The organism is Escherichia sp. MOD1-EC7011 (assembly GCF_002965005.1).
Taxonomy (GTDB): domain Bacteria; phylum Pseudomonadota; class Gammaproteobacteria; order Enterobacterales; family Enterobacteriaceae; genus Escherichia; species Escherichia ruysiae.
The window spans coordinates 1-22,362 of sequence record NZ_PTRD01000014.1 but is presented as its reverse complement, the minus strand read 5'-3'; the positions used below and the strand labels follow the sequence as shown (position 1 = coordinate 22,362).

Below are 22,362 nucleotides of genomic sequence, written 5' to 3'. Positions count from 1 at the left end.
AGCACACGAAACAGACCTGATATACATGGCTCTGCTAACTGCTTCGCTGCAGTTTCAGTTTACCGGTATATGGGGACCAACGCTGTTTCGTGTGCCGTGGCAACCTGGAGATGCCAACCTTAAACTTCGGGGGAATATTCTATACACAACGACGGGGGATGTCGTTAGTCACGGGAGATTTATCTCATAAATAATTCACGTTGTCGCCATAACGGCGACAACGTGAACGAAGATAAGCTATTAATGGATGCCGCCAATACGACTTAAGCGCACACCAGTCGGCCATTCGCCTTCTTGCTTATCGAAACTCATCCAGATAGCCGTTGCCCGACCGACCAGATTCGCTTCCGGCACAAAGCCCCAGTAACGGCTGTCCGCGCTGTTGTCGCGGTTGTCACCCATCATGAAGTATTGACCCGGCGGAACAATCCAGGTTGCCAGTTGTTGTCCTGGCTGCTGGTAATACATCCCCACCTGATCCTGCGCAATCGGCACGGTCAGGATACGATGCGTTACATCGCCCAGTGTCTCTTTACGTTCAGAAAGACGAATTCCATTTTCTTTGGTTTCGTTTTTCGGCACCTCAAAGAATCCGCTGGTTGCTTCCCCGCCGTTACGACGCGAGAAGGTCTGAACGAAATCGCTCGGTTCCACGTTTGAGTAGGTGACCGGCAGCGCGTTTTCACACGCCTGACCGGAACTGCATCCCGGTTGAATAGTCACCTCTTTCGCAACCGGATCGTAAGTGACTTTATCGCCCGGTAAACCCACCGCACGCTTGATGTAATCAAGCTTTGGATCTTCCGGGTATTTAAAGACCACGATATCGCCACGTTTCGGATGACCGGTTTCGATCAGCGTTTTCTGGTAGATAGGATCTTTAATGCCGTAAGCAAACTTCTCTACCAGAATAAAGTCACCGATTAACAGAGTCGGCATCATCGAACCTGACGGGATCTGGAACGGTTCATAAATAAACGAACGCACAATCAATACGATAGCCAGCACCGGAAATACAGAAGCGCCGGTTTCGAGCCAACCTGGCTTCGGCGCAACTTTTTTCAGCGTTGCTTTATCCAGTGAGTCCCCGGCAGCTGCTTGTGCTGCTGCCTGACGTTCCCGCCGTTTAGGTGCGAAAAAGAATTTATCCACGCACCACAAAATGCCCGTCACCAGTGTGGCAATCACCAGAATCAGGGCAAACATATTCGCCATGCCAACTCCTAATGGTTATTTGTTGTCTTTGCCGACGTGCAGAATGGCGAGGAACGCTTCCTGCGGCAGTTCGACGTTACCGATCTGCTTCATGCGTTTCTTACCTTCTTTCTGCTTCTGCAGCAGCTTTTTCTTACGGCTGATATCGCCGCCATAACATTTAGCCAGTACGTTTTTACGCAGCTGTTTCACGGTGGAACGCGCAATGATGTGCGTTCCAATCGCAGCCTGAATGGCGATATCAAACTGCTGGCGGGGGATCAGATCTTTCATCTTCTCCACCAGCTCGCGACCACGGTTTTGCGAATTATCACGGTGGGTGATCAACGCCAGCGCATCAACACGTTCACCGTTGATTAAAACGTCAACACGCACCATGTCGGACGCCTGGAAGCGTTTGAAGTTGTAATCCAAAGACGCATAACCACGCGAGGTAGATTTCAGGCGATCGAAGAAGTCGAGTACCACTTCCGCCATAGGGATCTCATACGTCAGTGCCACCTGGTTACCGTGATAAACCATGTTGGTCTGTACGCCGCGTTTTTCTACGCATAGCGTAATGACGTTACCAAGATACGCCTGCGGCAGCAGCATGTGACACTCTGCTATCGGTTCGCGCAATTCATAGATGTTATTCACCGCTGGCAGCTTGGATGGGCTGTCGACGTAGATAACTTCTTTCGCCGTAGTTTCTACTTCATACACTACTGTCGGAGCGGTAGTAATCAGGTCAAGGTCGTACTCGCGTTCCAGACGTTCCTGAATGATCTCCATGTGCAGCAGGCCGAGGAAGCCGCAGCGGAAACCAAAGCCCAGCGCCGTGGAGCTTTCTGGCTCATAGAACAATGAGGCATCGTTCAGGCTAAGTTTGCCCAGCGCATCGCGGAAGGCTTCATAGTCGTCAGAACTTACCGGAAACAAACCGGCGTAAACCTGCGGTTTGACTTTTTTAAATCCTGGCAGCGCCTTTTCTGCCGGATTACGCGCCAGCGTTAAGGTGTCACCGACTGGTGCGCCGTGGATATCTTTAATCGCACATACCAACCAGCCTACTTCGCCACATTTCAGTTCTGTACGGTCAACTTGCTTCGGCGTGAAAATACCCAGACGGTCGGCGTTATAAGTCTGCCCGGTACTCATGACTTTCACTTTGTCGCCCTTACGCAGGGTGCCGTTTTTAATACGGATAAGTGAGACAACGCCCAGGTAGTTGTCGAACCAGGAGTCGATAATCAGAGCCTGCAACGGGCCTTCCGGATCGCCTTCCGGCGGTGGGATGTCGCGCACCAGACGTTCAAGAACGTCCTGCACACCAACGCCGGTTTTCGCCGAGCAACGCACTGCGTCGGTGGCGTCGATACCAACGATATCTTCAATTTCTTCCGCCACGCGTTCCGGATCGGCTGCCGGTAAGTCAATCTTATTCAGTACCGGCACCACTTCAAGATCCATTTCCATTGCGGTGTAGCAGTTTGCCAGGGTTTGCGCTTCTACGCCCTGCCCGGCGTCAACCACCAGCAATGCACCTTCACAAGCGGCCAGCGAACGCGATACTTCATAAGAGAAGTCCACATGACCCGGGGTGTCGATAAAGTTAAGTTGATAGGTTTCGCCATCGGACGCTTTATAGTCCAGCGTCACGCTCTGCGCTTTGATAGTTATGCCACGCTCACGCTCAAGATCCATGGAATCGAGAACCTGTGCCTCCATTTCACGGTCAGACAGGCCACCGCAGATCTGGATAATACGGTCAGACAGCGTCGATTTACCGTGGTCAATGTGAGCTATGATCGAAAAGTTACGTATATTCTTCATAAAGTATGATTATTGTGCCTTAATGCCCGGTTAACCAGGCTTTTAGAAGTCGCTGTTCTGAGCTTAACGTCTGTATTAATAGAAACGCCGCATTCTACACTACAACATTGAGGCGAGGAAATGTTCATACCGTATGGATTGTGGTATCTGGAAACGTCCTCGCATTTGTTATGCAAAATACAACAAAGCCAGTGAAATCACTGGCTCGCGTCTTCCGAAGATGTTTCAAATCGCACAAGGCCAGGCGGCAATGCCACACTTAAAATGACAGGTTGCCACTCTGCCCGGGCAGCAAACTTACGTGAGAATCCACGCGCAATGAGGAATCCGCCAACGCCGCCGAGAATCGCACCACATAATGCTGCAATATCTGAAGCAAAGAGTAGCTGAAATAACGAAGCGATGAAGAATAATCCCACCAACGGCGACATATAAACCAGTAATGCGGAGCTGAGCAGGCTGCCTTCGGCGATTCCTAATTCCACTTTTTGCCCCGGCACTAACGGTTCATCACAGGGTACGACGATGGTATGCGTGGTTTGCGGGCCAAGTTTATTTAACACGCGGCTACCGCAACCAGCACGGGAAGCACAGCTGCTACATGAGGCTTTGACATCACAACTGACCAGCGCCTGCCCGTTTTTCCAGGAGACAACAGTGGCCCACTCTTTAATCATTGCCCTGCCCCAAACTTAATATTCTCGGCAATGCGCTTCGCCGTTTGCGGTGGCAGTTCACCAACAATGGTGATTTCGGCGTTATCACGTACGCTGGTACTGACGGTTCTGCGTCCGGTGCGCAACATCTGGTCGGTGCTCGATGGCGTAGCACGGTTTACGTTTACCGAGAAGCTGAATAATCCGTCGGAATAGAGACGTGATTCGATAGGCATGTTGTCCATCGTCGGTAACGAACGCCGACTGCTGGAGACTTCACTAAAGCCCTGCGGCAACCAGGTTGGAGTCCAGTTAAATTTGGCTTTTTCACCCACAGGTACAGAAAGCAGCGGTGGCAAGTTCGCTTTCGCCAGCGTCTGCATACTGCTGCTGATATCCTGATTGACGTTGAAAGCAATCACACGGAATTGTTCCAGCGTTTCACCATCACGATCAAGGAGATCTACCCGCATCGGTAATTTCGATTCGGTATCCATCCATACGATGTAGCTGTAGCGTGTGCCATCACGAGCTACTACGCGGATTACCTCACATAAGCGGTCGGCAATACGCGTACGCCCCACGGAGATAAAGTCGTAGTATGGAGAAAGACGTTTGAAATCGGTATAGATGAGCGATGGCAGAGAATCAACAATGTAATCGCCATTAAGTGTGAACGGTTCAAGACCCGGTTCAAAATAGCTGATTTCATTGCCGCGCTGTACCACTTCCCGGCGCGGGCCATCCATTTGCAACAACTGTGCAAGAGGACGGTTATCGAGGCGTGCATGTCGATAACGCAGAGACTCAACACCTTGTTTATTGATGCTGATGAATGACAGCTCGTAATTCAGTGACTGGCTAGCCAGGTTCATCTGCTGTAATAACGCCCCGGACGCAGGGGTGGCCGAGGCGTTAGCAGAGAATAACAGGCTACCTGTCACTAATGACATGGCAAACCAAAGTTGCTTCATTACTGCGATTGCGTTCCTAAAGTTTGAATTCCTGGCACCTGTACAGCGGCTTGCTGTGTCTGGGCCTGCTCAAACTGAAGCTGTTCGGAGTGGAGTCGACGTTGCAGTTCGTAATCCTGCAACATGGCATTAATGCGACGACGCTGCTCCTGTACCTGCTGCTGTTGACCATTGTTCGTAGTCGCTTCAGAAGGCACTCCCAGACTTACCGGACTGGCTTTACCCATCATCGGCAGAGTATTAAATACCGGAGTTTCGGGCTGCTGGGACGTTTCAGATTGTCCATTATAGTGCTGGACGCCAACGATAACTGCAAGCGATACACACGCCGCTACGCCCATTTGGGTAAGCTGTGCCGCCCACGGACGGACTTTCTGCCAGAATGGCATTTTCTGCCATTGATGCGGTGCAGGCTGAGCCTCTGGGATCAATGTCGTCGGTTGACGTACTGGCTCTTCTTCAATGGCAGCCATCACGCGGGAAGAGATATCGAAATGAAGTACCTCGGGAGTATCACCCCGCATAGAGTCACGGATTAAGTGATAGTTTTCCCAGGTTTTCTGCATTTCCGGGTTGTGAGCCAGTTCGTTAAGCAGCTCACTATCCAGCGTTTCGCCATCCATTAAAGCGGAAAGTTGTTCTTTCTGCATGCCTAATACCCTTATCCAGTATCCCGCTATCGTCAACGCCTGATAAGCGGTTGAACTTTATTATCAATAGCTTCCCTCGCACGGAAGATACGTGAACGCACCGTACCCACCGGACAATCCATGATAGCGGCTATCTCTTCATAGCTCAGGCCATCCAGCTCCCGCAAGGTTATTGCCATGCGTAAATCTTCCGGGAGGGACTCAATAGTTCGGAAAACTATCTGTCTCAGTTCTTCTGACAACATTAAGTTCTCAGGGTTCGAAATTTCTTTCAGCGCGCCGCCACTTTCGAAGTTTTCAGCTTCAATGGCATCCACATCACTGGAAGGTGGACGACGCCCCTGAGCAACCAGGTAATTTTTTGCCGTATTAACAGCAATCCGATACAGCCATGTATAAAAAGCACTATCTCCCCGGAACGAATCCAGCGCACGATAGGCTTTAATAAAAGCTTCTTGTACCACATCGGGAACATCACCCGACGGCACATAGCGGGAAACCAGACTCGCCACCTTATGCTGATAGCGCACTACCAGTAAGTTAAAGGCTTTCTGATCTCCCTTCTGGACCCGCTCAACCAGGACCTGGTCCGTTAACTGCTCGCTCATCCGAGGTAAAATCTCCCCAAACCAAATTTCCACGCGCTATCGAAACGCCACTCCATTAGCTGCAATTTGAGCAAGCAAAGGGTTAGAGTGTCTCGTTTTTGTAAAGTTCCGTAACGCATCTGTTTTTGTTTGTCATGCTGTAGACGGATCATTATCTATCATTATAAGTCTACAGAATCTGAATAACGCATTATCTGTGTAGAAATGCCCATTTAACTGCCTGAAGAGTAACCCAACGGCCTTTTTATTTCACCACCTAATCCTCCGCCGACGAGCAACTTCTCTTTTTCCCGTCTTCCTGAATCAACATGTTTAGCCCTTGTAACAAACATCAAAATAACAGATGTTTAATTGTACAACATGATGCTATGCTGGCCGAACGGTGTTTAGTAAATTAAACAATCAAAATGAATATTTCCCCTGAACATTCTTGTGATGTGTTGATTATTGGTAGCGGTGCCGCCGGGCTTTCACTGGCGCTACGTCTGGCGGATAAGCATCAAGTCATCGTTCTAAGTAAAGGTCAAGTTACAGAAGGCTCGACGTTTTACGCCCAGGGCGGAATTGCCGCCGTGTTTGATGAAACTGACAGCATCGATTCCCATGTGGAAGATACCTTAATTGCTGGTGCCGGAATTTGCGATCGCCATGCAGTTGAATTTGTTGCCAGCAATGCGCGTTCCTGCGTGCAATGGTTGATCGACCAGGGGGTGTTGTTTGATACCCACGTTCGGCCAAATGGCGAAGAGAGCTACCATCTGACCCGTGAAGGTGGACATAGTCACCGTCGTATTCTTCATGCCGCCGACGCCACTGGTAAAGAAGTAGAAACCACGCTGGTGAGCAAGGCGCAGAACCATCCGAATATTCGCGTGCTGGAACGCAGCAACGCAGTCGATCTGATTATTTCTGACAAAATTGGTCTGCCGGGTACGCGGCGGGTTGTTGGCGCGTGGGTATGGAATCGCAATAAAGAAGCGGTAGAAACCTGCCACGCAAAAGCGGTAGTGCTGGCAACCGGAGGCGCATCGAAAGTTTATCAGTATACCACCAATCCTGATATATCCTCCGGCGATGGTATTGCCATGGCCTGGCGCGCGGGTTGCCGGGTTGCTAATCTTGAATTTAATCAGTTCCACCCTACCGCACTGTATCATCCACAGGCTCGAAATTTCCTGTTAACGGAAGCTTTACGTGGCGAAGGCGCTTATTTGAAACGCCCGGACGATACACGATTTATGCCCGATTTTGATGATCGCGGCGAACTGGCACCGCGCGATATTGTTGCTCGTGCTATTGATCACGAAATGAAGCACCTCGGCGCGGATTGTATGTTCCTCGATATCAGCCATAAACCTGCGGATTTTATTCGTCAGCATTTCCCGATGATTTATGAAAAGTTATTGGGACTGGGTATTGATCTCACGAAAGAGCCTGTCCCAATAGTGCCCGCTGCGCACTACACCTGCGGTGGCGTGATGGTAGATGATTATGGGCGTACCGACGTTGATGGCCTGTATGCCATTGGTGAAGTCAGCTATACAGGATTACATGGCGCTAACCGAATGGCCTCTAACTCATTGCTGGAGTGTCTGGTCTACGGCTGGTCGGCAGCGGAAGATATTGCAAAGCGTATGCCCTATGTGCGCGGCGTCAGTACGTTACCGCCGTGGGATGAAAGCCGCGTTGAGAATCCTGATGAACTGGTGGTGATTCAACATAACTGGCATGAGTTACGCCTGTTTATGTGGGATTACGTGGGCATTGTACGCACAACAAAGCGCCTGGAGCGCGCCCTGCGGCGGATCAATATGTTGCAGCAGGAGATAGATGAATATTATGCTCACTTCCGTGTGTCGAATAATTTGCTGGAGCTGCGTAATCTGGTGCAGGTTGCCGAGTTGATTGTTCGCTGCGCGATAATGCGCAAAGAGAGTCGGGGCTTGCATTACACGCTGGATTACCCGGAGCTACTCGCGCATTCCGGTCCGTCGATTCTCACCCCCGGCAATCATTACATAAACAGATAAAAAGCCTGGGTCAGCGCCGTATACGCTTCGGAATAGTTCTGGTCTGGCCCACGAATCACTAAGCGATCGCTAAAACACTCCCCCGCCTGTGGGGAGAATGCCAGCAGCACCCGATGCGGCAGTCGCGCTTCGTTTTCCGCCACATCCGTCCGTAAACGTAAATGCCAGCCCATATTTAACGCCAGTTCAGTAAAACCATTACCGACCTGTTCTGGCAGCACCACGCAGAAAAATCCCTCTTCGGTAATGCATTCTGCCGCGCAAGTGAGCAACGTCTGGTGATCAAGTGTAGTGGTATAGCGCGCCTGCTCCCGCTGTGGTGTTGCGCACTCTACTCCCTGCTGATAATACGGCGGGTTGCTGATAATTAAATCAAAACGCGCAGACTGCTGGGTAATCCACTGCTGAATATCCACCGTATGGACGTTAATCCGCTCTGCCCACGGGGACTGCGCGATATTTTCCTGCGCCTGGGCAGCCGCTTCATTTTCAATTTCAACCGCATCGATTATCACGCCATCATCGGTGCGCTGCGCCAGCATCAAAGCCAATAAGCCGCTACCGCTGCCGATATCAAGGCAGCGTTTTACCCCAGCCACAGGAGCCCATGCGCCCAGCAAAATTCCATCCGTTCCCACTTTCATTGCACAGCGATCGTGTGCGACAAAAAACTGTTTAAAAGTAAATCCATTACGACGAAGCACGGATGTAGACTGTGACATGAAAATAAAACCTTGCTGGAAAAACGGCGATAGCGCCGGGTAAGAACAATACCTGAGAAGCGATATCCATACAAACAGATGAAGATTGCAGCCGTAACGTCTATAATCAGCGCCCCACACAGAGGTAGAACATGACTGTAACGACTTTTTCCGAACTTGAACTCGACGAAAGCCTGCTGGAAGCACTCCATGATAAAGGTTTCACTCGCCCGACCGCCATTCAGGCTGCCGCCATTCCGCCTGCGCTCGATGGCCGTGATGTACTCGGTTCTGCGCCGACAGGCACCGGTAAAACGGCGGCGTATCTGCTGCCAGCGTTGCAGCACCTGCTCGATTTCCCGCGTAAGAAATCCGGTCCGCCGCGTATTTTGATCCTCACCCCAACTCGCGAACTGGCGATGCAGGTGGCCGATCATGCCCGCGAACTGGCGAAACATACGCATCTGGATATTGCCACCATCACCGGTGGCGTGGCTTATATGAACCACGCAGAAGTGTTCAGCGAAAACCAGGACATCGTGGTCGCCACAACTGGTCGTCTGCTGCAGTATATAAAAGAAGAGAACTTCGATTGCCGCGCGGTTGAAACGCTGATCCTCGACGAAGCAGACCGTATGCTGGATATGGGTTTCGCCCAGGATATCGAACATATTGCTGGCGAAACTCGCTGGCGTAAACAAACCCTGCTCTTCTCGGCAACGCTGGAAGGCGATGCTATTCAGGATTTTGCTGAGCGTCTGCTCGAAGATCCGGTGGAAGTTTCTGCGAATCCGTCCACCCGTGAGCGCAAAAAGATTCATCAGTGGTATTACCGCGCCGATGATCTTGAGCATAAAACTGCGTTGCTGGTGCATCTGTTAAAACAGCCGGAAGCGACTCGCTCAATTGTCTTTGTGCGTAAGCGTGAGCGTGTGCATGAACTGGCAAACTGGCTGCGCGAAGCGGGCATCAACAACTGCTATCTCGAAGGTGAGATGGTGCAAGGCAAACGCAACGAAGCGATCAAACGCCTGACCGAAGGCCGCGTTAACGTACTGGTTGCAACTGATGTTGCCGCGCGTGGTATCGACATTCCGGATGTCAGCCACGTCTTTAACTTCGATATGCCGCGCAGTGGCGATACTTATTTGCACCGTATCGGGCGTACCGCTCGCGCTGGCCGTAAAGGCACCGCAATTTCACTGGTTGAAGCTCATGACCATCTGCTGCTGGGCAAAGTTGGCCGTTATATTGAAGAGCCAATTAAAGCTCGCGTAATTGATGAGTTACGCCCGAAAACGCGTGCGCCAAGCGAGAAACAGACCGGCAAGCCATCGAAAAAAGTGTTGGCAAAACGCGCCGAGAAGAAAAAGGCTAAAGAGAAAGAGAAGCCACGGGTGAAAAAACGCCATCGCGATACCAAAAATATTGGTAAGCGCCGCAAACCAAGCGGAACGGGCGTGCCGCCGCAAACGACAGAAGAGTAATCATAATGCCGGGTTTAAGCCCGGTATTAAAAGTGCAGGCAAACGCAAAATTGCCTGATGCGCTACGCTTATCAGGCCTACGAAACTCATGCAATGTATTGAATTTGCACAATTTTGTAGGCCGGATAAGGCGTTCACGCCGCATCCGGCATGAACAAAGCGCATTTGTCGACAAGTTGAATGCCGGGTTTAATCCCGGCATTTTTTTATCCCGCCAAAAAACACTCTTCAACACACTGAATAAAAATGTGCATCGCCGGGCTAACCGCTTTTCCGGCATGGTGAGCGCACATTGCCGTAATGGTCTGCGACGGTTCGCCAAAGGGTAATTCAATTAATTCTCCGCACTCCAGCTCTTTTGCTACCGCAAAGCGCGGTAAGTAGCTGACTCCGATATTTGCTGCGACACATCGCTTGATACTTTCAATGCTTATAAGCTCAATGGTGCTTTCCACCGTGATCCGCCGCTGACGCAGCGTGCTTTCAAATATCTGGCGGAAGACACATTGCGGTTCGTTAATAATAAAGCTACAGGCGTTATGTCTTCCCGGCTCAGTAAAATCGACATCTTCAATATGCGGCGAAGCCACCAGCACCAACGATTGTTCACCTAACTCTCGTCGGTTCAGAGCATCATCATTCCCTACGCGATAAAAGACACCGACATCGGCCTCATCATTCAGCAGTGCATCACGGATCACGTAGCAGTTCAGCGACTGCAACGATAAACGTACTTTGGGTGCGCGTTGCCGAAAACGCTGCAACACCTGCGGCATTCGGTAAGAGAGTAGCGTTTCACCTGAAACAACGCGCAGCTCTCCGTCCGGATCCGACTCTTTTTTGGCAGCCTCGCGTAGCGTATCCATCACTCTGGTGAGTTCATAAATGTGCGGCAGCAGCTTTTTTCCTTCGCGAGTGAGGCACATCCGTCGGCCAATTTTCTCAAACAACTGAACCGAGAACTCCTGTTCAAGCTGCTGAATATGAAAAGTAACCGTCGATTGTGTACAGCACAATTTTTGCGAAGCTCGCAAAAAGGCCCCCTCTTCCACCACGGTTTTAAGCGTAATAAAGCGGCGCAGATCCATAACCCCAAACCTATCGAAAATATCGAATTTAGAATGTAAAAACATTCATTTTTTTAAATGTTTCATGTCGGGTACTGTCTATCAAAACAAAGGAGATAACAAGTGACACCGACCCTATTAAGTGCTTTCTGGACCTACACCCTGATTACAGCCCTCACGCCTGGACCGAACAATATTCTCGCTCTGAGTTCAGCCACGTCGCATGGGGTTCGTCAGAGTTCCCGCGTGCTGGCAGGGATGAGTCTGGGATTTTTAATCGTCATGTTGCTGTGTGCGGGAATTTCGTTTTCACTGGCTGTTATCGATCCGGCAGTAGTGCATTTGTTGAGTTGGGCGGGGGCAGCATATATTGTCTGGCTGGCGTGGAAAATCGCTACCAGTCCAACAAAAGAAGACGGACTTCAGGCAAAACCGATCAGTTTTTGGGCCAGCTTTGCTTTGCAGTTTGTGAACGTCAAAATTATTTTGTACGGCATTACGGCACTGTCGACGTTTGTTCTGCCGCAAACACAGGCGTTAAGCTGGGTAGTTGGCGTCAGCGTTTTGCTGGCGATGATTGGGACGTTTGGCAATGTGTGTTGGGCGCTGGCGGGACATCTGTTTCAGCGATTGTTTAACCGCTATGGCCGTCAGTTGAATATCGTGCTGGCGCTGTTGCTGGTCTATTGTGCGGTACGCATTTTCTATTGAAAGACAAAAGAAAAGCGGAAGAGGTCACCCTCTTCCGCTTAATAACTTGCTACTTAAGCCTTACAGGCTTTCAGTAAAGGTACGAGCGATAACGTCGCGCTGCTGTTCCGGAGTCAGAGAGTTGAAGCGAACTGCATAACCGGATACACGGATGGTCAGCTGCGGATATTTTTCCGGATGCTTAACTGCATCTTCCAGAGTTTCACGACGCAGAACGTTTACGTTCAGGTGCTGGCCACCTTCAACGCGAACTTCTGGTTTAACTTCTACTGGAACTTCACGGTATTCAATGTCACCCAGTTTGCTTACTGCAACCACTTCGTCTTCTGCAAAACCTGCTTTCGCAACGATGCAACGCGCTTCGCCTTTTTCGCTGTCCAGCAGCCAGAAAGAGTTCAGCAGATCGTCATTAGCGGCTTTAGTAATCTGGATACCTGTAATCATGTGATGCCTCCCCGGCAAATTATTTGATTTGATTAGCCTGTCGCGGCCAATTGGTAAAACCATTGTTGCTTGAGTGTATATATACTCCTCAAACACCCTTGATTCTTTGATTTAAATCAATAAAAACCACACATCAAATGTGGTCGTAAATGGATTTTATTGTTTTACATCAACTTATACGAGTGTGGAATTTTACCAATTTACATTTTTTTGCACTCGTTTATGGCTAAAAAATGAGCTTGATTTTGTTCTGTAGAAAGAAGCAGTTAAGCTAGGCGGATTGAAGATCCGCAGGAGAGCGAGATGACTAACCAATTAACCTGGCATGACGTGCTGGCTGAAGAAAAGCAGCAACCCTATTTTCTTAACACCCTCCAGACCGTTGCCAGCGAGCGGCAGTCCGGGATAACCATCTACCCACCACAAAAAGATGTCTTTAACGCCTTTCGCTTTACTGAACTGGGCGATGTCAAAGTGGTGATCCTCGGTCAGGATCCTTACCACGGCCCCGGACAAGCGCACGGTCTGGCATTTTCCGTTCGCCCAGGCATTGCTATACCGCCTTCTCTACTGAATATGTACAAAGAGCTGGAAAATACCCTTCCAGGCTTTACTCGCCCGACACATGGCTATCTTGAAAGCTGGGCACGTCAAGGGGTTCTCCTGCTCAACACCGTATTGACGGTGCGCGCAGGCCAGGCACATTCCCACGCCAGCCTCGGCTGGGAAACGTTTACTGATAAAGTCATCAGCCTGATTAATCAGCATCGTGAAGGCGTGGTGTTTTTGTTGTGGGGATCACATGCGCAAAAGAAAGGGGCGATTATAGATAAGCAACGCCATCACGTGCTGAAAGCGCCACATCCGTCACCGCTTTCGGCGCATCGTGGATTCTTTGGCTGCAACCATTTTGTGCTGGCAAATCAGTGGCTGGTACAACGTGGCGAGACGCCGATTGACTGGATGCCAGTATTACCGGCAGAGAGTGAGTAATTGACGGAAAAATACCGGATGGCAGAATTGCCATCCGGCTGATTTATCAGGCTTTATTCTGACGCCACCATTCGCCAAGCAGCACACCAGTTGCGACAGAGATATTCAGCCCGGCAACGTTGCCAGTACCGTCAATCTTCACGCGCAGATCGTTCGGATCGCGTGCGGCATCCGGTAATCCTTCATATTCCTGACCCAGCACCAGCACCATTTTCGCTGGCAGACTGGTTTTGAACAGCGGTTTACCCTGTTCGCTGGAAGTGGTTACCACGGTGTAACCCGCCTGACGGAAATCATCCAGCACATTAACAATGTTGTCGCCGGTAATCGGCTGAACGTGCTCTGCGCCGCCTTCTGCGGTACGGATTGCCGCACCCGATTCCAGCAACGCCGCATCCTGCACCACAACGCCTTTCACGCCAAAGTGCGCGCAGCTACGCATCATGCCACCCAGGTTATGCGGGTTAGATTCGTTTTCCAGCGCCAGTACGCAATCCTGCGCGCCAGCCTGGCTTACCCACTGCTGTACGGTTGTGCCGTTACGCTTTTTGATCAGGAAGCAAACGCCACCGTGATGTTCCGTGCCTGATGCTTTTGTCAGTTCCGCTTCATCCACTACATGGTACGCTTTGCGGTTTGCCGCCATCCAGCGCAATGCTTCTTTAAAACGTGGCGTTACGCTCTGGATAAACCAGGCGCGAACAATCGCTTCCGGACGGCTCTGGAACAGTGCCTGACATGCATTTTCGCCGTAGACGCGGGTTTCTTCCGCACGCTGACGACGCAACACTTCCGGATCAATAAAACTTTTACCACTGATGCCACCGTGATCGGCCTTTTCCGGCGTCTCATCACCCGGCGCGCGGGAAACCGTGCGCCACGGCGAATCTTCCCACTTGCGGTCACGGGGCTGACTCTGTTTGTCATCGCGGGCGGGGCGACGGCCACCGTCAGCACGAGATTTTCCTGGACGCCCGCCCCCTTTCCCGGTGCGCGGGTTGTGGGTACGTTTATCAGAATCATCATCACTGCGGACATACATCACTTTGACCTTGCCGCTTTTACCTTTCATTTCATCGTTCATGCTTTTCTCCACCAGCGCTGCGCGAAGCGCGCAGATTACCCGAAGTGCGCGCGGTTCGCCATGATTTCGTACCAAAGCCTGCGACTATCATACCTATTGAATAAAACAGATTGTTGTCTGGAACATTGCCTTTGATAATATGTAACATATTAGAAACATACCGGCGTCATTGCCGATAAGTCTCCTTACTCATCCCGAGGTTAGTTATGAATACCGTTTGTACCCATTGTCAGGCCATCAATCGCATTCCCGACGATCGGATCGAAGATGCGGCAAAATGTGGACGCTGCGGTCACGACCTGTTTGACGGAGAGGTGATTAATGCGACAGGTGAAACACTCGACAAATTGCTGAAAGACGATCTGCCTGTAGTGATCGACTTCTGGGCGCCGTGGTGCGGCCCTTGCCGTAACTTCGCGCCGATTTTTGAAGATGTTGCGCAAGAGCGTAGCGGTAAAGTGCGTTTTGTAAAAGTGAATACCGAAGCCGAACGTGAATTAAGCAGCCGCTTTGGTATTCGTAGCATTCCGACGATCATGATTTTCAAAAATGGTCAGGTTGTTGACATGCTTAACGGCGCTGTGCCGAAAGCGCCGTTCGATAGCTGGTTGAACGAATCTCTTTAATCTTGCCGGGGCGCATCTTGTGCCCCGTTTTCTCCTCTGCGACAATGGCGGTTTTTCGACGCTCTCTCTCATGACCGAAAACGCTGTTCTCCAGTTACGCGCCGAACGTATTGCACGCGCAACGCGTCCTTTTCTTGCCCGTGGTAATCGCGTTCGTCGTTGCCAACGCTGTCTTTTGCCAGAGAAACTTTGCCTCTGTTCGACAATCACCCCAACTGAAGCAAAAAGCCGTTTTTGTTTGCTGATGTTCGATACCGAGCCAATGAAGCCCAGCAATACCGGACGTTTAATTGCTGATATCTTGCCGGATACTGTCGCGTTTCAATGGTCGCGTACCGAACCCTCGCAAGATTTGCTGGATCTGGTACAAAACCCGGATTATCAGCCAATGGTGGTTTTTCCTGCCTCGTATGCCGGCGAGCAACGGGAAGTCATCTTCTCGCCGCCTTCCGGTAAGCCGCCGCTGTTTATTATGCTCGATGGCACCTGGCCGGAAGCACGCAAGATGTTTCGTAAAAGTCCGTATCTGGATAATTTCCCGGTTATTTCCGTCGATCTTTCCCGGCTTTCTGCCTATCGCCTGCGTGAAGCCCAGGCCGAAGGCCAATATTGTACTGCCGAAGTAGCCATCGCACTTTTAGATATGGCAGGCGATACCGAAGCAGCAACGGGCTTAGGCGAGCATTTCACTCGTTTTAAAACGCGCTATCTGGCAGGAAAAACGCAACATCTGGGTAGCATCACAGCAGAACTGTTAGAAAGCGTTTAAAATCATTCGGTCACTTCTGCGGGAGACCGGTATGAGTCAGCGAGGACTGGAAGCACTACTGCGACCAAAATCGATTGCGGTAATTGGCGCATCGATGAAACCCAATCGCGCAGGTTACCTGATGATGCGTAACCTGCTGGCGGGAGGCTTTAACGGACCGGTACTCCCGGTGACGCCAGCCTGGAAAGCGGTGTTGGGTGTGTTGGCCTGGCCGGATATTGCCAGCTTACCCTTTACACCCGACCTTGCGGTTTTATGTACCAATGCCAGCCGTAATCTTGCTCTTCTGGAAGAGCTCGGCGAGAAAGGCTGTAAAACCTGCATTATTCTTTCCGCCCCGGCATCGCAACACGAAGATCTCCGCGCCTGCGCCTTGCGCCATAACATGCGCCTGCTAGGACCAAACAGTCTGGGCTTACTGGCTCCCTGGCAAGGGTTGAATGCCAGCTTTTCGCCTGTGCCGATTAAACGCGGCAAGCTGGCGTTTATTTCGCAATCGGCTGCCGTCTCCAACACCATCCTCGACTGGGCGCAACAGCGTGAGATGGGCTTTTCCTACTTTATTGCGCTCGGCGACAGCCTGGATATCGACGTTGATGAATTGCTCGACTATCTGGCGCGGGACAGTAAAACCAGCGCCATCCTGCTCTATCTCGAACAGTTAAGCGACGCGCGACGCTTTGTTTCGGCAGCCCGTAGTGCCTCGCGCAATAAACCGATTCTGGTGATTAAAAGCGGACGTAGCCCGGCGGCTCAACGTCTGTTGAACACCACGGCAGGAATGGATCCGGCGTGGGATGCGGCTATTCAGCGTGCCGGTTTGTTGCGGGTACAGGACACCCACGAACTGTTTTCGGCGGTGGAAACCCTTAGCCATATGCGCCCGCTGCGTGGCGATCGCCTGATGATTATCAGCAACGGTGCTGCGCCTGCCGCGCTGGCGCTGGATGCCTTATGGTCACGTAATGGCAAGCTGGCAACGCTAAGCGAAGAAACCTGCCAGAAACTGCGCGATGCACTGCCAGGACATGTGGCAATCTCTAACCCGCTCGATCTGCGCGATGACGCCAGCAGCGAGCATTATGTCAAAACGCTGGATATTCTTTTTCACAGCCAGGATTTTGATGCGCTGATGGTTATTCATTCGCCCAGCGCCGCAGCGCCCGCAACAGAAAGTGCGCAAGCATTAATTGAAGCGGTAAAACATCACCCTCGCAGCAAGTATGTATCTCTGCTGACGAACTGGTGTGGAGAACACTCCTCGCAAGAGGCACGACGCTTATTCAGCGAAGCCGGGCTGCCGACCTATCGAACACCGGAAGGTACTATTACCGCTTTTATGCATATGGTGGAGTACCGACGTAATCAGAAGCAACTACGCGAAACGCCGGCGCTGCCCAGCAATCTGACCTCTAATACCGCAAAAGCGCATATTCTGCTACAGCAAGCCATTGCTGAAGGAGCGACATCACTCGATACCCATGAAGTTCAGCCCATCCTGCAAGCGTATGGCATGAACACGCTTCCCACCTGGATTGCCACTGACAGCACCGAAGCTGTACATATTGCCGAACAGATTGGTTATCCGGTGGCGCTTAAGTTGCGCTCGCCGGATATTCCGCATAAATCAGAAGTTCAGGGCGTGATGCTCTATTTGCGTACGGCTAGTGAAGTCCAGCAAGCCGCGAACGCTATTTTCGATCGGGTAAAAATGGCCTGGCCGCAGGCGCGTATTCACGGCCTTTTAGTGCAAAGTATGGCTAACCGTGCAGGTGCTCAGGAGTTGCGCGTAGTCGTCGAGCACGATCCGGTTTTCGGGCCGTTGATCATGCTGGGTGAAGGCGGTGTGGAGTGGCGTCCTGAAGATCAAGCCGTCGTCGCACTGCCGCCGCTGAATATGAACCTGGCCCGCTATCTGGTTATTCAGGGGATCAAAAGTAAAAAGATTCGTGCTCGCAGTGCACTGCGTCCACTCGACGTCGCGGGCTTAAGCCAGTTACTGGTGCAGGTTTCCAACCTGATTGTCGATTGCCCGGAAATTCAGCGTCTGGATATTCATCCTTTGCTGGCTTCCGGCAGTGAATTTACCGCGCTGGATGTCACGCTGGATATTGCGCCTTTTGAAGGCGATAACGAGAGTCGGCTGGCAGTGCGCCCTTATCCGCATCAGCTGGAAGAGTGGGTAGAATTGAAAAACGGCGAACGTTGCTTGTTCCGCCCGATTTTGCCAGAAGATGAGCCACAGCTTCAGCAATTCATTTCGCGAGTCACCAAAGAAGATCTTTATTACCGCTACTTTAGCGAGATCAACGAATTTACCCATGAAGATTTAGCCAACATGACGCAGATCGACTACGATCGAGAAATGGCTTTTGTGGCGGTACGACGTATTGATCAAACAGAAGAGATCCTCGGTGTCACACGAGCGATCTCTGACCCTGATAACATCGATGCCGAATTTGCCGTACTGGTTCGATCGGATCTCAAAGGATTAGGCTTAGGCCGCCGCTTAATGGAAAAGTTGATTACCTATACGCGAGATCACGGACTGCAACGCCTGAATGGTATTACGATGCCAAACAATCGTGGCATGGTGGCGCTGGCTCGCAAGCTCGGGTTTAACGTTGATATCCAGCTCGAAGAGGGGATCGTTGGGCTTACGCTAAATCTTGCCCAGCGCGAGGAATCATGAGTAAGGTACTGGAAATGTTGACCACTTAATCGGGACTGGTGTTATTATTGCTCGCTTATGTCGTCTGCATTGCACAGAGGACCCTTCAATGAACAGAGAAGAAATGCACTGTGATGTTGTCAAAATTTAAGCGTAATAAACATCAACAACACCTTGCCCAACTACCCAAGATTTCTCAATCAGTTGATGATGTCGATTTCTTTTACGCTCCCGCCGACTTCCGGGAGACGCTGCTGGAAAAAATAGCCAGCGCGAAGCAGCGCATTTGCATTGTTGCCCTGTATCTCGAACAGGATGACGGTGGCAAAGGCATTCTGAACGCGTTGTATGAGGCTAAACGGCAACGTCCGGAACTGGATGTGCGGGTGCTGGTCGACTGGCATCGTGCACAACGTGGACGCATTGGCGCTGCGGCATCTGACACTAACGCTGACTGGTACTGCCGCATGGCGCAGGAAAATCCGGGCGTAGATGTTCCGGTTTATGGCGTTCCAATCAATACCCGTGAAGCCCTTGGTGTTCTGCACTTTAAAGGCTTTATCATCGACGATAGTGTACTTTATAGCGGTGCCAGCCTGAACGATGTTTACCTGCATCAGCACGATAAATATCGCTACGACCGTTATCATCTGATCCGTAACCGTAAGATGTCAGACATTATGTTTGAATGGGTTACACAGAATATTATGAATGGTCGCGGCGTTAATCGTCTGGATGATGTTAATCGCCCAAAAAGTCCGGAAATCAAGAACGACATTCGCCTGTTCCGCCAGGAGCTGCGTGATGCCGCTTATCATTTCCAGGGCGATGCCGACAACGATCAGCTTTCCGTAACGCCGTTGGTAGGTCTGGGGAAATCGAGTCTGTTGAACAAGACCATTTTCCATCTTATGCCTTGTGCCGAGCAGAAACTAACCATCTGCACCCCCTACTTCAACCTGCCAGCAATCCTTGTGCGCAATATCATCCAGTTGCTGCGCGAAGGGAAAAAGGTCGAAATTATTGTTGGTGATAAAACCGCGAATGACTTCTACATTCCGGAAGATGAACCTTTCAAGATAATTGGCGCACTGCCTTATCTTTATGAGATCAATCTGCGTCGCTTCCTGAGCCGTTTGCAGTATTACGTCAATACTGACCAGTTAGTGGTTCGGTTATGGAAAGATGACGACAACACCTATCACCTGAAAGGGATGTGGGTTGATGATAAATGGATGCTGGTAACCGGTAATAACCTGAACCCACGCGCCTGGCGTCTGGATCTGGAAAACGCCATTTTGATCCACGATCCGCAACTGGAGCTTGCACCACAGCGTGAGAAAGAACTGGAGCTGATCCGCGAGCATACTACCATCGTTAAGCACTACCGCGATCTGCAAAGTATTGCCGATTATCCGGTGAAGGTTCGCAAACTTATCCGCCGTTTGCGCCGTATCCGCATCGACCGATTAATTAGCCGCATCCTGTAATCACAACCCCGTCCTGTACGGGGTTTGTTTTTTGGAGGCCACGTTTTGCGTATTCTTTTTGTCTGTTCGCTATTGTTACTTTCTGGATGCAGCCACATGGCTAACGATAGCTGGAGCGGGCAGGATAAAGCTCAACACTTTATCGCCTCGGCGATGCTTTCTGCCGCCGGAAATGAATACGCACAGCATCAGGGAATGAGCTCTGACCGTAGCGCCACGTTCGGGCTGATGTTCTCTGTAGGGCTGGGCGCGTCAAAAGAACTTTGGGATAGCCGCCCTGAAGGGAGCGGCTGGAGCTGGAAAGATTTTGCCTGGGATATCGCCGGTGCAAGCACCGGCTATACCGTCTGGCAACTGGCGCATCACTAAAGACGCATTCCCTTCCCTTTGCGATGCAATGTTAGTGAAACCAGAAATGCAATAACTGACATAAAGGTGACATACCAGAAGAAGGCTGTTTCCATCCCTACCGATTTCAGCGACAGCGCCACATACTCCGCTGAGCCACCAAATATAGCATTGGCGACTGCATATGACAGACCAACGCCTAATGCACGAACCTGTGCCGGGAACATCTCAGCCTTCAGTATTCCACTGATTGAAGTATAAAAACTCACTATCAGCAGGGCGCACATCACCAGACCAAAAGCGGCATAAGGAGAGGAAACGTTCTGCAATGCTGAAAGAATCGGAACGGTAAAAATGGCTGCCAGAGAACCGAAACATAACATTGAAGTTCGGCGGCCAATCTTATCCGACAGTGCCCCAATGAGCGGCTGGATGAGCATAAATACAAACAGTGCTGCTGTCATAATGCCGCTTGCTACGTTTGCGTGCATTCCCGCAGTATTCACCAGATACTTCTGCATGTAAGTGGTGAAGGTATAGAAACAAAGGGAGCCCGCAGCGGTAAAACCGAGAACCATGATGAATGCTCGGCGATTGCGCCATAATCCTTTCAGAGATCCAGCTTCTTTTAAAGCGCGTGTTTCTTGTTGTGAAGTTTCATCCAATTGACGGCGTAACCACAACGCCACAACAGCTAACACAGCTCCTAACGCAAAAGGAATACGCCACCCCCACTCTCTGAGTGCAGCGTCTTCCATGGTGTGTTGTAAAACCACGACAACCAGTAGGGCTAGCAGTTGTCCGCCGATCAACGTGACATACTGAAATGAGGCATAAAAACCTTTACGACCTTCTACTGCGACTTCACTCATATAGGTGGCGCTGGTGCCATATTCTCCACCAACGGATAATCCCTGAAATAAACGCGCGAGAAGCAATAATGCTGGAGCCCAGGTACCGATTGTTTCATAACCAGGCAAACAGGCGATTACCAGTGAGCCGAAACACATCATACACACCGATAACAGCATCGATTTTTTACGACCATGTTTATCGGCTATGCGTCCAAATAGCCAACCGCCTATTGGGCGCATCAGGAATCCCGCAGCAAAAACACCGGCTGTTTGCAGTAGTTGAGTAGTCGTGTTCCCAGAAGGGAAGAAGATGTGGGCGAAGTAGAGTGAACAGAACGAGTAGACATAGAAATCGAACCACTCGACCAGATTACCTGAAGAGGCCCCCACAATTGCCCAAATGCGGCGACGAGTATCACTACTTGTCAGTTTGCCGTCTGCCGTTACAGTGCTTTCTGCCATGCCACTATTTCTCCTGCCATAATCCGATGCTTTGTCGGTTGCTGTTGTTTATTTTTTAGTAAAGTAAATGTTATACATTTGTTGCGTGAGGTTATGCAACCTTAACAGTGACTTTAGTTAGCATGAGAACGGTTATTAAGGCGCTTCAGAAGAGATTCCTGGTAAGGAGAACGCATGGAAGTGGGGAAATTGATGAAACCGTATCCATTGCTGAATCTGGCGTATATGGGGGAATAATGCGCGGTTTCCCCTTACCGTGCCTGCGTAGACCGGACAAGACGCGCCAGCGTCGCATCCGGCATTTTTCTGCACCAGCGCAAAAAGGCCATCCTTACGGATGGCCTTTCGCTTTATCTGATGCCTGGCAGTTTATGAATCACTTCGTGATTCACCCTTCGAGCCGTTGCTTCGCAACGTTCAAAAGCTTTCGCTTTTGTCCTACTCTCTTATCGAGTAGTGAACTGCCTCAAAGGTCAGTGCCATTCTTCGTAATTTGATGCCTGGCAGTTCCCTACTCTCGCATGGGGAGACCCCACACTACCATCGGCGCTACGGCGTTTCACTTCTGAGTTCGGCATGGGGTCAGGTGGGACCACCGCGCTACGGCCGCCAGGCAAATTCTGTTTATCAACACGTCATGTTCTGACCTGTCGATTTAATCTGTATCAGGCTGAAAATCTTCTCTCATCCGCCAAAACAGCTTCGGC

At 50.8% G+C, this 22,362-nt stretch carries 21 protein-coding genes and 1 rRNA gene; 9 read left to right on the top strand and 13 right to left on the bottom strand.

The window, feature by feature from the left end:
- Positions 1-240 precede the first annotated feature (240 nt).
- From lepB to rseD, 7 genes are all read right to left on the bottom strand, one after another.
- Complete coding sequence (gene lepB / locus A7098_RS06780) at positions 241-1,215, bottom strand: signal peptidase I (protein WP_000002532.1); 975 nt, start codon at positions 1,213-1,215, stop codon at positions 241-243.
- A gap of 15 nt (positions 1,216-1,230) precedes the next feature.
- Positions 1,231-3,030, bottom strand: a complete 1,800-nt coding sequence (lepA, locus tag A7098_RS06775) for a translation elongation factor 4 (protein ID WP_000790173.1) — start codon at positions 3,028-3,030, stop codon at positions 1,231-1,233.
- Between the two features lie 197 nt (positions 3,031-3,227).
- Positions 3,228-3,707, bottom strand: coding sequence for a SoxR-reducing system protein RseC (gene rseC, locus A7098_RS06770; protein ID WP_000589060.1), 480 nt, complete (start codon positions 3,705-3,707; stop codon positions 3,228-3,230).
- Complete coding sequence (gene rseB, locus A7098_RS06765) at positions 3,704-4,660, bottom strand: sigma-E factor regulatory protein RseB (RefSeq protein WP_105280538.1); 957 nt, start codon at positions 4,658-4,660, stop codon at positions 3,704-3,706. The genes rseC and rseB overlap by 4 nt, the downstream gene beginning before the upstream one ends.
- Entirely contained in the window at positions 4,660-5,310 is a 651-nt protein-coding gene (gene rseA / locus A7098_RS06760) for an anti-sigma-E factor RseA (RefSeq protein WP_085461026.1), read from the bottom strand. The genes rseB and rseA overlap by 1 nt, the downstream gene beginning before the upstream one ends.
- Positions 5,311-5,342: 32 nt before the next feature.
- Complete coding sequence (rpoE, locus tag A7098_RS06755) at positions 5,343-5,918, bottom strand: RNA polymerase sigma factor RpoE (RefSeq protein ID WP_001295364.1); 576 nt, start codon at positions 5,916-5,918, stop codon at positions 5,343-5,345.
- Positions 5,915-6,070, bottom strand: coding sequence for a rpoE leader peptide RseD (gene rseD, locus A7098_RS23675; RefSeq protein WP_032147913.1), 156 nt, complete (start codon positions 6,068-6,070; stop codon positions 5,915-5,917). The genes rpoE and rseD overlap by 4 nt, the downstream gene beginning before the upstream one ends.
- A 255-nt stretch (positions 6,071-6,325) precedes the next feature.
- Between rseD and nadB the strand changes: the two genes are divergently transcribed.
- Positions 6,326-7,948, top strand: coding sequence for an L-aspartate oxidase (gene nadB / locus A7098_RS06750; protein ID WP_105280537.1), 1,623 nt, complete (start codon positions 6,326-6,328; stop codon positions 7,946-7,948).
- Here nadB and trmN read toward each other — a convergent pair.
- Positions 7,933-8,670 (bottom strand): tRNA(1)(Val) (adenine(37)-N(6))-methyltransferase TrmN, encoded by a 738-nt coding sequence (trmN, locus tag A7098_RS06745; RefSeq protein WP_024212358.1) that lies wholly within the window; start codon positions 8,668-8,670, stop codon positions 7,933-7,935. The two genes, nadB and trmN, sit on opposite strands and share 16 nt — an antisense overlap.
- 131 nt (positions 8,671-8,801) lie before the next feature.
- Here trmN and srmB point away from each other — a divergent pair, with 131 nt between their 5' ends.
- Positions 8,802-10,136: an ATP-dependent RNA helicase SrmB gene (gene srmB / locus A7098_RS06740; RefSeq protein WP_053896866.1), complete on the top strand. Its 1,335-nt coding sequence runs from the start codon at positions 8,802-8,804 to the stop codon at positions 10,134-10,136.
- 206 nt (positions 10,137-10,342) lie between these two features.
- On the opposite strand, the gene A7098_RS06735 is transcribed toward srmB, so the two are convergent.
- Positions 10,343-11,224: a LysR family transcriptional regulator gene (locus A7098_RS06735; RefSeq protein WP_105280562.1), complete on the bottom strand. Its 882-nt coding sequence runs from the start codon at positions 11,222-11,224 to the stop codon at positions 10,343-10,345.
- A 102-nt stretch (positions 11,225-11,326) separates the two neighbouring features.
- Between A7098_RS06735 and eamB the strand changes: the two genes are divergently transcribed.
- On the top strand, positions 11,327-11,914 hold the full coding sequence (gene eamB, locus A7098_RS06730; protein ID WP_105280536.1) for a cysteine/O-acetylserine transporter: 588 nt from the start codon (positions 11,327-11,329) through the stop codon (positions 11,912-11,914).
- 60 nt (positions 11,915-11,974) lie between these two features.
- Here the strand turns inward: eamB and grcA are convergent, their stop codons facing one another.
- Positions 11,975-12,358, bottom strand: coding sequence for an autonomous glycyl radical cofactor GrcA (gene grcA / locus A7098_RS06725; protein WP_000627804.1), 384 nt, complete (start codon positions 12,356-12,358; stop codon positions 11,975-11,977).
- A gap of 303 nt (positions 12,359-12,661) precedes the next feature.
- Here grcA and ung point away from each other — a divergent pair, with 303 nt between their 5' ends.
- Positions 12,662-13,351, top strand: coding sequence for a uracil-DNA glycosylase (ung, locus tag A7098_RS06720; protein ID WP_032225983.1), 690 nt, complete (start codon positions 12,662-12,664; stop codon positions 13,349-13,351).
- Between the two features lie 46 nt (positions 13,352-13,397).
- Here the strand turns inward: ung and A7098_RS06715 are convergent, their stop codons facing one another.
- A complete protein-coding gene (locus tag A7098_RS06715; protein ID WP_000997403.1) occupies positions 13,398-14,435 on the bottom strand; it encodes a tRNA/rRNA methyltransferase in 1,038 nt (345 codons plus the stop codon).
- 206 nt (positions 14,436-14,641) lie between these two features.
- Here A7098_RS06715 and trxC point away from each other — a divergent pair, with 206 nt between their 5' ends.
- The 5 genes from trxC to A7098_RS06685 all read left to right on the top strand — a co-directional run bounded on the left by trxC (position 14,642) and on the right by A7098_RS06685 (position 20,360).
- Positions 14,642-15,061: a thioredoxin TrxC gene (trxC, locus tag A7098_RS06705; RefSeq protein ID WP_001098726.1), complete on the top strand. Its 420-nt coding sequence runs from the start codon at positions 14,642-14,644 to the stop codon at positions 15,059-15,061.
- Positions 15,062-15,131: 70 nt separating this feature from the next.
- Complete coding sequence (gene tapT / locus A7098_RS06700; RefSeq protein WP_000138186.1) at positions 15,132-15,830, top strand: tRNA-uridine aminocarboxypropyltransferase; 699 nt, start codon at positions 15,132-15,134, stop codon at positions 15,828-15,830.
- Between the two features lie 31 nt (positions 15,831-15,861).
- On the top strand, positions 15,862-18,522 hold the full coding sequence (gene pat / locus A7098_RS06695; RefSeq protein ID WP_105280535.1) for a protein lysine acetyltransferase: 2,661 nt from the start codon (positions 15,862-15,864) through the stop codon (positions 18,520-18,522).
- A gap of 113 nt (positions 18,523-18,635) precedes the next feature.
- The gene (gene pssA / locus A7098_RS06690; protein ID WP_000949251.1) at positions 18,636-19,991 is read left to right on the top strand and encodes a CDP-diacylglycerol--serine O-phosphatidyltransferase; all 1,356 of its coding nucleotides are present in this window, start codon (positions 18,636-18,638) and stop codon (positions 19,989-19,991) included.
- A 45-nt stretch (positions 19,992-20,036) separates the two neighbouring features.
- Positions 20,037-20,360 carry a YfiM family lipoprotein gene (locus tag A7098_RS06685; protein WP_071987900.1) on the top strand — a complete coding sequence of 108 codons (324 nt, stop codon included), beginning with the start codon at positions 20,037-20,039 and terminating at the stop codon, positions 20,358-20,360.
- Here the strand turns inward: A7098_RS06685 and kgtP are convergent.
- Together kgtP and rrf are read right to left on the bottom strand one after the other, a co-directional pair.
- Positions 20,357-21,655 (bottom strand): alpha-ketoglutarate permease, encoded by a 1,299-nt coding sequence (gene kgtP, locus A7098_RS06680; protein WP_000841090.1) that lies wholly within the window; start codon positions 21,653-21,655, stop codon positions 20,357-20,359. The two genes, A7098_RS06685 and kgtP, sit on opposite strands and share 4 nt — an antisense overlap.
- 498 nt (positions 21,656-22,153) lie before the next feature.
- Positions 22,154-22,269, bottom strand: a 5S ribosomal RNA gene (gene rrf, locus A7098_RS06670).
- Positions 22,270-22,362: the final 93 nt, after the last annotated feature.